Here is a 13,013-nt window from a genome sequence, read left to right on the forward strand (position 1 = left end):
TCGTCGCGCACAGCCTCGGCGGCGAGGACTTCGCGTGGATGCTCCACGAGGCCGAGGGCGCCATGGCGCGCCTGGGCACCCGCACCCACGGCGGGCGCACCTTCGACCTGCACCAGGGCGACCTCGTCGTCGACGAGGGCGCGGTACGCAACGGGACCGCCCTGCTCACCCTCGCCGCGGCGGGGGAGTGGACCCGCGTCGAGGACGCCTGACCGACCCTGCACCCGGGTGAGGGTTTTCCCCCTTCGGTCGCGGTCTCATAACAGTTGCCGCCCGGGGTTCTGTGGGCACCCCTACTCGGACGTAGCATCCCCCGATGGCACGAGAGTGCCCCGATACCCCTGTTGAGAAGGAGAGCGCCTTGCGTCACACCGTGAAGGTCGCATCGATCATGTCCGTCGCCGCTCTGGCCCTGACCGCCTGCGGCAGCAGCGACTCCGGTGGCGACTCCACGTCCGCCGAGGGCGGCAGCGACGTCAAGGCCTGCCTCGCCTACGACGTGGGTGGCCGTGGCGACCAGTCGTTCAACGACTCCGCCGCCAAGGGCTTGGACCAGGCCAAGGACGAGCTCGGCATCGAGACCGACGAGGTCGAGGCCAGCCAGGGCGAGAACGACGCGGCCCGCGAGGACCGTCTCAACCAGCTCGTCGACGCCGGCTGCACCAACGTCATCGGCGTCGGCTACATCTACGCCAAGGCGATCGGCGCCGCGGCCAAGGACAACCCCGACATCAGCTTCGCGATCATCGACGACGCCTCCGACGACTCGAAGGGTGACAACGTCGCCCAGCTGACCTTCTCCGAGCAGGAGGGCTCCTTCCTCGTCGGTGCGGCTGCCGCGCTGAAGTCGAAGAGCGGCAAGGTCGGCTTCATCGGTGGCGTCGACGTGCCGCTGATCAACAAGTTCGAGGCGGGCTTCAAGGCCGGCGCCAAGGCCGTCGACCCCAAGATCGACATCCAGACCAAGTACCTCGCCGAGGACGGCTCCGGCTTCGCCGACCCGGCCAAGGGCCAGACCGCAGCCGAGGGCATGTACGACAAGGGCGCGGACGTCGTCTACCACGCCGCCGGCGCCTCCGGCAGCGGCGTCTTCAAGGCCGCCGCGGCGGACAAGAAGATGGCCATCGGTGTCGACTCCGACCAGGCCAAGACCGCCGACGCGAGCGTCCGCGACGTCATCATCACCTCGATGGTCAAGAACGTCGACGTCGCCGTCTTCGACTACATCAAGTCCGCGACCGAGGGTGACCCGATCTCCGGCCCGACCGTCTTCGGTCTCAAGGACGACGGCGTCGGCTACTCGACGACCGGCGGCAAGATCGACGACATCACCGACAAGCTCGACGACTACAAGAAGCAGATCATCGACGGGAAGATCACCGTTCCCGCCAAGTGACGCAGCCCCACCCACGAGGCCCGGTCGCGCACCTCGCGCGGACCGGGCCTCGTGGCCGTCCGGGGCGTTAGTCTTCGCCTGCGTGCCCTGACGGGCCGTGGACGCACACCGGAGGCATCATGAGCAGCACCGATCCGCACCGCCCTCCCGCGGCGACCCCCTCGGCGGGCGATCTCGCGGTCGAGGTCGAAGGCATCACCAAGAGGTTCCCGGGCGTCGTCGCCAACCGCGACGTCACCTTCGGCGTGCGCCGCGGCACGGTCCACGCGATCGTCGGGGAGAACGGCGCCGGCAAGTCAACCCTGATGAAGATGCTCTACGGCGTGCAGAAGCCGGACGAGGGCACGATCCGCATCGACGGGCAGGCCGTGTCGATGTCGAGCCCCTCCGACGCGATCAAGCACGGCGTCGGCATGGTCTTCCAGCACTTCATGCTCGCCGACAACCTCACCGTGGCCGAGAACGTCGTGCTCGGCGCCGAGAAGCTCCACGGCATCGGCGGGGGTGCGCGCACGGAGATCCGCCGCATCTCCGACGAGTACGGCCTCGACGTCGACCCGGACTCGCTCGTCGCCGACCTCGGCGTCGGCGCGCGCCAGCGGGTCGAGATCCTCAAGGTGCTCTACCGCGGTGCCCGCACGATCATCCTCGACGAGCCGACCGCGGTCCTCGTGCCCCAGGAGGTCGACGAGCTCTTCGACAACCTGCGCGAGCTCAAGCGCGAGGGCATCACCGTGCTCTTCATCTCGCACAAGCTCGACGAGGTGCTCTCCGTCGCCGACACGGTCACCGTGATCCGTCGCGGCACGACGATCGACACCGTGCTGCCCCAAGACGTCACCGCGCGCCAGCTCGCCGAGCTCATGGTCGGCTCCGAGCTGCCGACCCCCGAGACCGAGGAGTCGACGGTCACCGACCGGGTCGTGCTCTCGATGCGCGGCATCACCCTCGGCGGGTCGGGGCGCAGCGTCCTCGAGGACATCAGCCTCGACATCCACGCGGGCGAGGTCCTCGGCATCGCCGGCGTCGAGGGCAACGGCCAGGCGGAGCTCGTCGAGGTCATCATGGGCATGATCGAGCCGGTCTCCGGCACGGTGCACCTCGAAGGCGAGGACATCTCCGACTGGGACGTGCGGCGCATCCGCGAGGCCGGCGTCGGCTACATCCCCGAGGACCGCCACCGTCAGGGCCTGCTGCTCGACGCACCGCTGTGGGAGAACCGGATGCTCGGTCACCAGACCCAGGCTCCCGCCTCCCGCCGGGGTCTGCTCACCTCGTCGGCCGCCAAGGCGGACACCGAGCGGATCGTGCGCGACTACGACGTGCGCACCCCGAGCATCCACGTCTCCGTCGGCTCGCTCTCCGGCGGCAACCAGCAGAAGCTCATCGTCGGCCGCGAGATGAGTCACGACCCCAAGGTGCTCATCGCCTCGCACCCGACCCGCGGCGTCGACGTCGGCGCCCAGGCGGCGATCTGGGACCTCATCCGCGAGGCCCGCCGCGAGGGCCTGGCCGTGCTGCTCGTCAGCGCCGACCTCGAGGAGCTCATCGGGCTCTCCGACACGATCAAGGTCATCCTGCGAGGGCGGATCACCGGCGAGTTCGACCCCGACTCCGTGACCAGCCAGGAGCTCGGCAGCGCGATGACCGGCGCCGGGAAGGACGCATCATGAAGCTGACCCTGCGCCGTCTGGCGCTCACCCTCGCGGCGCCGCTGCTGGCCGTGCTCGTGGCCTTCGTCGTCACGTCTGCGGTGCTCATCGCCGTCGGCGACCCGGTGGGGCTCGTCTGGGAGACCCTGCTGTCGGAGCCGAAGCCGCGCACGATGGTCAACATCATCAACAGCGGCATCACCTACTACATCGCCGCGATCGCCGTCGCCATCGGCTTCAAGATGAAGCTCTTCAACATCGGTGTCGACGGGCAGTACCGCATCGCGACCTTCGCCGCGGCGATCATCGCCGGTCACGGCTGGCTCCCGGGCCCGCTCAACATCGTCCTCGCGCTGCTCGTCGCCATGCTCGTCGGTGGTGTCTGGGCCGGCATCGCCGGCTGGCTCAAGGTCACCCGCGGTGTCTCCGAGGTCATCTCGACGATCATGCTCAACGCGATCTCCGGCGGCCTGGTCGCCTGGGGGCTGCGCAGCTGGGGCGAGCGGGCCGAGGGCAGCAACACCCGCAGCACGCAGGAGATCCCGGCCTCGAGCCAGCTCGAGGGCCTCTCGCTCGTCCCCGACGCCACCAACCGCGTCTACACCCTGCTGATCCTGGCGGTCGTGCTCGGGCTGCTCTACTGGTTCATCGTCAACCGCACCCGCTTCGGCTTCGACGTGCGGGCCACCGGTGAGTCCGAGTCCGCGGCCGTCGCCAGCGGCGTCAAGGTCCCCCGCATGGTGCTGACCGCGATGGTGCTCTCGGGCGCGGTCGCGGGCCTCATCGGCATGCCGGCCTTCTTCGGGGCCGACCACTCCTACGGGCTCAACTTCCAGTCCGGGGTCGGCTTCATCGGCATCGGTGTCGCGCTCCTCGGGCGCAACCACCCGGTCGGCATCGCCTTCGCCGCGCTGCTGTGGTCGTGGTTGGAGAAGGCGAGTGACGGTCTGCAGCTGCGCGCCGACGTCTCGCCCGCCCTCGTCTTCATCATCCAGGGCGTCATCCTCCTCGCGGTCGTCATCGCCTACGAGGTCGTCCACCGCATCGAGCAGCGCATGGAGCAGCGGCAGGTCGCCCGCGAGCTCGATGCCGGCGTCACCATCGAAGGAGCCTCGGCATGACCCTCAGCGTCGGTACCGAGACCGAGGTCGCCCCCACGCGGCCCACCCGCCGCATCCCCTTCTGGGTGTGGCCGCTCGCGCTGGCCGCGATCCTCGTGGTCCTGTCCGTCATCCGCATCGTCACCGGCCAGGGGGACATCGCCTCCTCCGGCACGCTCAGCGCGGCCCTCGCCTGGGCGATGCCCCTGGCCCTCGCCGGTCTCGGCGGCCTGTGGGCAGAGCGTGCGGGAGTCATCAACATCGGGCTCGAGGGCATGATGATCCTCGGCACGTGGGGCGCCGCCTTCGGCGCCCTCCACGGCGGCCCGTGGATGGGTGTCGTCGGCGCGCTCGTGTGCGGCGCCCTCGGTGGCCTCGTCCACGCCCTGGCCACGGTGACCTTCGGCGTCGACCACATCGTCTCCGGTGTGGCGCTCAACATCGTCGCCGTCGGTGTGGCCAGCTATCTCGCCGCCCGCTTCTTCGGCGGCCTCGAGGGCGGCAGCGACGTGCAGTCCCCGGCCCTGCCGCACCTGCCGAGCATCGGCATCCCCGGCATCGCGGACCCGCTCGCGACGATCGAGGACAAGGACTGGTTCTTCGTCTCCGAGCTCGCCGCGCTGCTCAAGGCGGCGACGACCGGGCTGTCCGCGCTCACCGTCCTCGGCCTGCTGCTCTTCGTCGGCACGTGGTGGGTGCTGTGGCGCACCCCCTTCGGCCTGCGGGTGCGCAGCTGTGGTGAGTCGCCGGTGGCCGCCGAGACCCTCGGCGTCAACGTCTACCTCTACAAGTACATCGCCGTCGTCACGTCCGGCGCCCTCGCCGGCCTCGGTGGCGGCTTCCTCGCGATGGTCGCCTCCGACACCTACCGCGAGGGCCAGACCGGCGGCCGCGGCTACATCGGTCTCGCCGCGATGATCTTCGGCAACTGGCGCCCCGGCGGCGTGCTCATGGGTTCGGGCCTCTTCGGCTACATGGACGCCCTCCAGCTGCGCGGCGGAGGCGCGGCGCTGCACGCGCTGCTCCTGCTCGTCGCGCTGCTCCTGCTCGGCATCGGGATCTGGCAGATCCTGCGCCGCCAGGCCTACGTCCAGGGCACCTTCGCGGTCGTCGTCGGCATCCTCGTCGTCGTCTACTGGTTCCTCTCCGACCAGGTCCCCAGCGAGGTCACCCCCTTCGCCCCGCACCTGACGACGCTGCTCGTCCTCGCCTTCGCCAGCCAACGCCTGCGGATGCCGGCGGCCAACGGCAAGGTCTACCGACGAGGCGAGGGGCACTGACATGGCCGGCCCCATCGCCGCAGCCGACTGGGAGCGCTTGCGCGAGAGCGCGGTCGAGGCGATGGGGCGGGCCTATGCGCCCTACTCCAACTTCCCCGTCGGGGTCGCCGGCCTCGCCGACGACGGGCGCCTGCTGAGCGGCTGCAATGTCGAAAATGCCTCGTACGCGGTCGGCCTGTGCGCCGAGTGCGGCCTGATCAGCGACCTCGTGCGCACCGGGGGCGGCCGGCTCGTCGCCGTGTGGTGCGTCGACGCCCGGGGTGAGACGCTCATGCCGTGCGGCCGGTGCCGCCAGCTGCTGTGGGAGCACGGCGGCGCGCAGTGCCGCATCCAGACGCCGGAGGGCGAGCGGGGTCTCGCCGAGATCCTGCCCCAGGCCTTCGGTGCCGACGACCTGACGAAGGGAGCACCGTGACCGAGCAGCACGACGCCGTCGACATCATCCGCACGAAGCGGGACCGGGGGGAGCTGAGCCCCGAGCAGATCGACTGGGTCATCGACGCCTACACCCGCGGGGTCGTCGCCGACGAGCAGATGTCATCGCTCGCGATGGCGATCCTGCTCAACGGCATGACCCGCCCGGAGATCGCCCGGTGGACCGCGGCGATGATCGCCAGCGGTGAGCGCATGGACTTCTCCTCGCTGAGCCGGCCGACCTCCGACAAGCACTCGACGGGTGGAGTGGGCGACAAGATCACGCTGCCGCTCGCGCCCCTCGTCGCCGTCTTCGACGTCGCCGTGCCGCAGCTCTCCGGTCGCGGGCTCGGCCACACCGGCGGCACCCTCGACAAGCTCGAGTCGATCCCCGGCTGGCAGGCCGACCTGACCAACGAGGCGATGCTCGCCCAGCTCGACGACGTCGGGGCGGTCATCTGCGCGGCCGGTGCCGGGCTGGCCCCCGCGGACAAGAAGCTCTACGCCCTGCGCGACGTCACCGGCACCGTCGAGGCGATTCCGCTCATCGCCAGCTCGATCATGAGCAAGAAGATCGCCGAGGGCACCGGCGCGCTCGTCCTCGACGTCAAGGTCGGGTCGGGTGCCTTCATGAAGACCCGGGAGGACGCGACCGAGCTCGCCCGCACCATGGTCGACCTCGGGACCGACGCTGGGGTCAACACCGTCGCGCTCATCACCGACATGTCCGTCCCGCTCGGCCTGACGGCGGGCAATGCCCTCGAGGTGCGCGAGTCGGTCGAGGTCCTCTCCGGCGGCGGTCCGCAGGACGTCGTCGACCTCACCGTCGCCCTCGCCGACGAGATGACCCGCGCCGCGGGCAAGGACGTGGGAGCCGACGAGCTGCGCGCCGCCCTCGGCGACGGCCGGGCGATGGACGTGTGGCGCCGGATGATCTCCGCCCAGGGCGGCGACCCCGACGCCGAGCTGCCCACCGCCGCAGAGACCGAGACCGTCACGGCGGACGCCGACGGCTACCTCGAGCACGTCGACGCGCTCGGCGGTCGGCCGTCGCCGCGTGGCGCCTCGGCGCCGGGGCGCGCCGCAAGGAGGACCCCGGTGCAGGCCGGGGCCGGTGTCGAGCTGCACGCCCGGCCCGGTGACCGCGTCACCGCCGGGCAGCCGCTCATGACGCTGCACACCGACACCCCCGAGCGCTTCGCGAGGCCCAGGAGTCGCTCACCGGGGCCTGGCGGATCAGCGACGCGGCCCCGGCGCCGCGCGAGGTCGTGCTCGACCGGATCACCGCCCAGGAGGCCTGACGTGCCCGAGCTCAACGACGCCCCGTCGATCATCGACGTGCCGGGCGGCAAGGTCATCGCCGAGCACGTCGGCCGGGTCGCGACCGGCAGCGCGGCGATGTCGGTCGCCCACATGAAGGCGCCGGCCGGCTGGTCCGAGCCGGCCCAGCGGCCCGACTTCGACGAGGTGACGCTCGTGGTCGCGGGGACGGTCCTCGTCGAGCACGACGGCGGTACCACCGAGGTGCACGCCGGCCAGAGCATCGTGACCAGGGCGGGGGAGCGGGTGCGCTACTCGACCGGGGACGCCGGCGCCGAGTACGTCGCCATCTGCACGCCCGCCTTCGCCCCCGAGACGGTCCACCGGGAGGACGACGAGTGAGCCTCGACGAGGCGAGCATCCGCGCGCTGCCCAAGGTGGTCCTTCACGACCACCTCGACGGCGGCGTGCGCCCCCAGACCGTCCTCGAGATCGCCGACGAGGTCGGTCACGAGCTGCCGGTGAGCGGTGCCGACCGGTCGGCCGAGGGACTGGCGCGGTGGTTCCGCGAGTCGGCCGACTCCGGCTCGCTCGTGCGCTACCTCGAGACCTTCGAGCACACCGTCGGCGTCATGCAGACGGCACCCGCGCTGCGCCGCGTGGCGCGCGAGTCGGTCCTCGACCTCGCCCGCGACGGCGTCGTCTACGCCGAGTCGCGCTATGCCCCCGAGCAGCACCTGGGCGCCGGCCTGAGCCTCGAGCAGGTCGTCGAGGAGGTCGACGCCGGCTTCCGCGAAGGGGAGGAGGAGGCCGCGGCGGAGGGACACCCGATCGTCGTGCGGGGCCTGCTCACCGCGATGCGGCACGCCGCGAAGTCCCGGGAGATCGCCGAGCTCGCGGTGCGCTACCGCGACCGTGGGGTGGCCGGCTTCGACATCGCGGGGGCAGAGGCGGGGCACCCGCCGAGCCGGCACCTCGACGCCTTCGAGTACCTGCGCCGCGAAAATGCGCACTTCACGATCCACGCCGGCGAGGCCTTCGGCCTGCCGAGCATCTGGGAGGCGCTGCAGTGGTGCGGCGCCGACCGGCTCGGGCACGGGGTGCGGATCGTCGACGACATCGGCTTCCGCGGGGCGACCGTCACCGACGACCCGCTCGCGGCGAACCAGGCGGCGCGCGAGGACCCCTCGCAGCTTCGGCTGGGGCGGCTCGCCGCCTATGTCCGCGACACCCGGGTGCCGCTCGAGATGTGCCCCCACAGCAACGTGCAGACCGGCGCGGCGCCCTCGATCGCGGCGCACCCGATCACCCTCCTCGCGCGGCTGCGCTACCGGGTCACGCTCAACACCGACAACCGGCTGATGTCGGACACCTCGATGACCCGGGAGATGCTCGCCCTCGTCACCGAGGCCGGCTGGGACCTCGAGGACCTGCGCTGGGTGACGACGAACGCGATGAAGTCCGCCTTCCTCCCCTTCGACGAGAGGCTGGAGCTCATCGAGGGGCGGATCAAGCCCGCCTACGCGGCCCTTGCCTGAGCCCGCTGTGCCTGGTGGCCTTGGTGCCACCTGGTGGCGTTGGTGCCACCCGGCTGGCCCGAGACGGGCAACCAGGTGGCCTCAACGACGACGGGTGCGCACAGCGACACCCGCCTCGCCTCAGTAGGTGTCGCTCGGACCCGCGTCTGCGGTCTGACCCGGCTGCGGCACGACGAGGCCCGCGGGCCCGACCTGCTCGGCGCCGGCCAGCAGGGCCGCCGTGCTCGAGGTGCCGATGCGAGTGACGCCCTCGGCGAGCATCGCGAGGAGCGTGGGGATGTCGCGCACGCCGCCGGAGGCCTTGACCTCCATGCTCTCGGGGGTGTTGGCCCGCATGAGTGCCACGTCGGCGAGGGTCGCGCCCCCGCCGGCGAAGCCCGTGGACGTCTTCGTGAAGTCGGCCCCCGCGTCGGCGCTCGCCCGGCAGGCGTCGATCTTGGCCCGCTCGTCGAGCAGCGCAGTCTCGAAGATGACCTTGACCAGGGCGCCAGCCTCGTGACCCACCTCGACGACGGCCGCGATGTCGTCGCGCACCGCGGTGACGTCACCTCCGCGAAGCCGGCCGATGTTGAGCACCATGTCGAGCTCGGTCGCGCCGTCGGCCAGGGCCTGCCGCGACTCGGCGACCTTCGCCGCCGTCGAGGTCGTGCCGTGGGGGAACCCGATGACCGTGCACACCCGGGTCGGGCTGCCCTCGACCGCCGCGATGGTCTCCGCGGCGAGGGCGACGTCGCTCGGGCGCACGCAGACGCTCCAGATGCGCTGGCCCGCGAGCTCGCGAACGGAGGCGGCCACCTCGTCGGGGGTCAGCTCCGGCTTGAGCAGCGCGTGGTCGACGAGGTCGGCGACGTCCTGGACGGTGAGCGTCGTGCCGGGGGCGAAGGGGGGACGGCGAGTCATGTCCTCAGCCTAGGGCGTCGACCCAGCGCGACCCCACCTCGCGCAGCCGCCCGGAGCCGGCGGTCAGCTCCGCGACGAGGGGCGCGAGCCCGTCGACCTCGGTGGCCGGGACCCCGAGCGTCAGGGTGACCTCGGCCGCGTAGTCGGCGTCGACGTGCACGCCCCGCGAGCGGAGCTCGTTGTCGACCCGCCCCGCCTCGACGTGCGACACGACGAGCTCGTGCTCGACGACGAGCTCGCGCCGCAGGGTGCCCACCGACTCCAGCCCGGCGCGCACCGCGTCGCCGTAGGCCCGTACGAGACCGCCGGTGCCGAGCAGCACCCCGCCGAACCACCGGGTGACGACCGCGACGACATCGCTCACCTCGTGCCCGGTGAGGACCTCGAGCATCGGGGCGCCGGCCGTGCCCGACGGCTCGCCGTCGTCCGACGAGCGCGCCACCCCGTGGTCCGGCCCCAGGACGAAGGCCGAGCAGTGGTGCCGGGCGTCCCAGTGCTGCTTGCGCAGGCGCTCGACGACGGCACGGGCGCTCCCTTCGTCGTCGACCCGCTCGAGGGTGCACAGGAAGCGCGACCGCTTGACCTCGATCTCGACCTCGCCGTCGCGGGCGACGGTGAGGTAGGACGTCGTGGCCATCGCCGACCTCAGGCGCCGGCGAGCTCGCGCTCGGCCTGGCGGGGTGTGGCACAGCGGGCGCCGAGCTCGACGTGCCGGGCGACGACGCGCGGCTCGTCGCGCATGAGGACCAGGCCGCGGCGCACGAGGGTCAGCGGCGGCTTACGGCGCTCCTTGAGGTCGCGCGCCAGCCGCAGCACGAAGGTCTTGAGCCGGTGGTGACGGACGCACCAGGCGGAGTGGAGCAGCCCGGCCTCGCGCAGGGCCGGGATCGCCTCGGCCGCGAAGATCCCCTCGGCGACGACGAGGTCGCCGGGCCGCGCGGTCACGGTGTGCTCGCCCGTGGCCCGCGAGACGCTGATGTCATAGATCGGCATCGCCGCCGTCCCGGTCGCCAGGAGGGTGCTCAGCGCGGCGACGGCCGCCGACTCGTCCCAGCTGTCGGGGTGGTCCCAGTCGACCATCCCGAGCTCTTCGCTGCGGGGCAGGTCGGGGGCGTCGAGGTCCTTGTAGAAGTCGTCGAGCCGCACGACCGGCCAGCCGTGGTCACGGTGCAGGCGGGCGGCGAGACGGGACTTGCCGGACCCGCTCGGCCCGGCGAGGACGACGACACGTCCGGTCGAAGGGGGCAGGGCTGGCGTCGGCACGAAGGGAGAGTCTAGAGCGCCGTGAGCGACTCCATCGCCGCCCGCACCCGGCCGAGGCGCTCGGCGGCCCGCTCACGTGCCGCCGACAGGTCGTCGCGGGAGGCGACCGGCTCGATCGCCTCGAGGTAGACCTTGAGCTTCGGCTCGGTGCCGGAGGGGCGCACGATGATCCGCGAGTCGTCGTCGAGCAGGTAGCGCAGCCCGTCGGTCGGCGGCAGTCCGCCGGCGCCGACCGAGAGGTCCTCGGCGCTCGCGACGGGGGAGTCGGCGACCTCGGTCGGCGGCTCCTGGCGCAGCCGGTCCATGATCCGCCCGATGTCGGTGAGGTCCTCGACGCGGATCGAGAAGGCATCGGTCGCGTGCACACCGAGCTGGCGGTGCAGGTCGTCGAGGACGTCGAGCAGGGTGCGACCCTCGGCCTTGAGGATCGCGGCGAGCTCGGCGACGAGCAGCGCGGCCGAGATGCCGTCCTTGTCGCGCACGAGGTCGGGGGCGACGCAGTAGCCGAGGGCCTCCTCGTAGCCGTAGTGCAGTCCCTCGACGCGGGCGATCCACTTGAACCCGGTGAGCGTCTCCTCGTGCGCCACCCCGGACAGACGGCACATCGCGGCGAGCAGGCGCGAGCTGACGATGGAGTTGGCCATCCGGCGTCCTTCGGGGACGCCGCGCATGATCAGGTGCGAGGCGAGCAGGACGCCGAGCTCGTCGCCGCGCAGCAGCCGCCAGCCGCCGTCGACCGCGGGGTCGGGAACGGCCACGGCGCAGCGGTCGGCATCGGGGTCGTTGGCGATGACGAGGTCGGGTGAGGTCGCGCGGGCGCCGCCAGGGCGGCGTCGAGCGCACCGTCCTCCTCGGGGTTGGGGAAGCGAGGAGTGGGGAAGGTCGGGGTGCGGGCGCCGCCTGCTCGGCGACCTTGGCCGGCGCGGCGAAGCCGGCCCGCTCGAAGGCGCGCTCGACCGTCGTGTCGCCGACCCCGTGGAGCGCGGTGTGCAGCACGGAGAGGTCGCGCGGGGTGTCGAGGCCGACGACTCCCGAGACGGCGTCGAGGTAGGCCTCGAGCACTTCGTCGCCGAGGACCTGCCAGCCGGACTCGGCGCGCGGCACCGACGCGACGCTCGCGACCTGGTCGATCTTCGCCGCGATCTGCGCGTCGCTCGGCGGCACGATCTGGCTGCCGTCGCCGAGGTAGACCTTGTAGCCGTTGTCCTGCGGCGGGTTGTGGCTCGCGGTGACCATGACGCCCGCATCGGCACCGAGGTGCCGGATGGCGAAGGCGAGCACCGGCGTCGGCAGCGGCTCCGGCAGCAGCACCGCACGCCCGCCGGCGGCGGTGACGACCGCCGCCGTGTCGATGGCGAAGGCGTCGGAGTTGTACCGCGCGTCGCGGCCGATGACGACGAAGGGAGCGGAGCTCGCCTCCTGCAGGTGGGCCACGAGGCCCGCGGCGGCGCGGATGACGACGGCCCGGTTCATGCGATGGGGGCCGGCGCCGAGGGGCGCCGCGCAGGCCGGCGGTGCCGAACTGGAGCAGCCCGGTGAAGCGGTCGGCGAGGTCGGCGACGGCGGCCGGGGTTCCCCCCTTCGGCAGCGGAGACGACCGTCAGGAGCTCCTCCCGGGTCGCCGGGGTCGGGGTCCGGTCGGGCAGCCCACTCGCGCGCGGCGGTGAGCAGGTCGTCGGAGACGTCGGCGGCGTGGCGGGAGGTGTAGCTCATGGGCGTCCTCAGATCTTGGCGACGATGCTGGCGAGGAGGGTGCCGCACCGCTCGGCAGCGGCCTGACCGGCGGCGACGACCTCGTCGTGCGCCAGCGGGGTCTCGCTGATGCCGGCGGCGGCATTGGTGACGAGCGAGACGCCGAGGACCTCGAGCCCGGCCTCGCGGGCGGCGATCGCCTCGAGCGTCGTCGACATGCCGACGAGGTCGGCGCCGAGGATGCCGGCCATGCGCACCTCGGCGGGGGTCTCGTAGTGCGGTCCGCGGAACTGCGCGTAGACGCCCTCGTCGAGGTCGGCGTCGACCTCGCGGGCCAGCTCGCGCAGGCGGGGGGAGTAGAGGTCGGTGAGGTCGACGAAGTTGGCGCCCTCGATCGGCGAGGTCGCCGTGAGGTTGATGTGGTCGCTGATGAGGACCGGGGTGCCCGGGCCCCACTCCGGCCGCAGCCCGCCGCAGCCGTTGGTGAGGACATCGCGCGGCAGCCGGCGGCCGCCGCC

Annotated in this window: 10 protein-coding genes and 3 pseudogenes; 8 read left to right on the plus strand and 5 right to left on the minus strand. The window is 72.2% G+C overall.

The genetic code is table 11. The annotated features are described in order from the left end of the window. The 8 genes and pseudogenes from AC2W7J_RS08965 to AC2W7J_RS09000 all read left to right on the plus strand — a co-directional run. Positions 1-212: pseudogene (locus AC2W7J_RS08965) on the plus strand (amidohydrolase); the annotation flags it as partial. Between the two features lie 149 nt (positions 213-361). After that, the gene (locus AC2W7J_RS08970) at positions 362-1,396 is read left to right on the plus strand and encodes a BMP family lipoprotein (protein ID WP_255184090.1); all 1,035 of its coding nucleotides are present in this window, start codon (positions 362-364) and stop codon (positions 1,394-1,396) included. Between the two features lie 119 nt (positions 1,397-1,515). Next, the gene (locus AC2W7J_RS08975; RefSeq protein ID WP_485982147.1) at positions 1,516-3,069 is read left to right on the plus strand and encodes an ABC transporter ATP-binding protein; all 1,554 of its coding nucleotides are present in this window, start codon (positions 1,516-1,518) and stop codon (positions 3,067-3,069) included. Next, positions 3,066-4,169 carry an ABC transporter permease gene (locus AC2W7J_RS08980; RefSeq protein ID WP_255184088.1) on the plus strand — a complete coding sequence of 368 codons (1,104 nt, stop codon included), beginning with the start codon at positions 3,066-3,068 and terminating at the stop codon, positions 4,167-4,169. The genes AC2W7J_RS08975 and AC2W7J_RS08980 overlap by 4 nt, the downstream gene beginning before the upstream one ends. Beyond that, complete coding sequence (locus AC2W7J_RS08985; RefSeq protein ID WP_485982148.1) at positions 4,166-5,428, plus strand: ABC transporter permease; 1,263 nt, start codon at positions 4,166-4,168, stop codon at positions 5,426-5,428. Before AC2W7J_RS08980 ends, AC2W7J_RS08985 begins: the two co-directional genes overlap by 4 nt. A 1-nt stretch (position 5,429) precedes the next feature. Beyond that, positions 5,430-5,843: a cytidine deaminase gene (locus AC2W7J_RS08990; protein ID WP_255184086.1), complete on the plus strand. Its 414-nt coding sequence runs from the start codon at positions 5,430-5,432 to the stop codon at positions 5,841-5,843. Next, positions 5,840-7,504, plus strand: a complete 1,665-nt coding sequence (locus AC2W7J_RS08995) for a thymidine phosphorylase (RefSeq protein ID WP_485982149.1) — start codon at positions 5,840-5,842, stop codon at positions 7,502-7,504. Before AC2W7J_RS08990 ends, AC2W7J_RS08995 begins: the two co-directional genes overlap by 4 nt. Further along, positions 7,501-8,640 carry an adenosine deaminase gene (locus tag AC2W7J_RS09000; protein ID WP_255184083.1) on the plus strand — a complete coding sequence of 380 codons (1,140 nt, stop codon included), beginning with the start codon at positions 7,501-7,503 and terminating at the stop codon, positions 8,638-8,640. The genes AC2W7J_RS08995 and AC2W7J_RS09000 overlap by 4 nt, the downstream gene beginning before the upstream one ends. Positions 8,641-8,760: 120 nt before the next feature. On the opposite strand, the gene deoC is transcribed toward AC2W7J_RS09000, so the two are convergent. The 5 genes and pseudogenes from deoC to AC2W7J_RS09025 form a co-directional block, all read right to left on the minus strand. Further along, on the minus strand, positions 8,761-9,540 hold the full coding sequence (gene deoC / locus AC2W7J_RS09005) for a deoxyribose-phosphate aldolase (protein ID WP_485982150.1): 780 nt from the start codon (positions 9,538-9,540) through the stop codon (positions 8,761-8,763). Between the two features lie 4 nt (positions 9,541-9,544). After that, positions 9,545-10,177 carry a YigZ family protein gene (locus tag AC2W7J_RS09010; protein ID WP_485982151.1) on the minus strand — a complete coding sequence of 211 codons (633 nt, stop codon included), beginning with the start codon at positions 10,175-10,177 and terminating at the stop codon, positions 9,545-9,547. Positions 10,178-10,185: 8 nt separating this feature from the next. After that, positions 10,186-10,803 (minus strand): uridine kinase family protein, encoded by a 618-nt coding sequence (locus AC2W7J_RS09015; RefSeq protein WP_485982152.1) that lies wholly within the window; start codon positions 10,801-10,803, stop codon positions 10,186-10,188. An 11-nt stretch (positions 10,804-10,814) separates the two neighbouring features. Beyond that, positions 10,815-12,516: pseudogene (locus AC2W7J_RS09020) on the minus strand (phospho-sugar mutase). Positions 12,517-12,524: 8 nt separating this feature from the next. Then, positions 12,525-13,013 (minus strand): annotated as a pseudogene (locus tag AC2W7J_RS09025) (phosphorylase family protein); the annotation flags it as partial.

This window comes from Janibacter sp. CFPM2_SD2 (assembly GCF_057364645.1).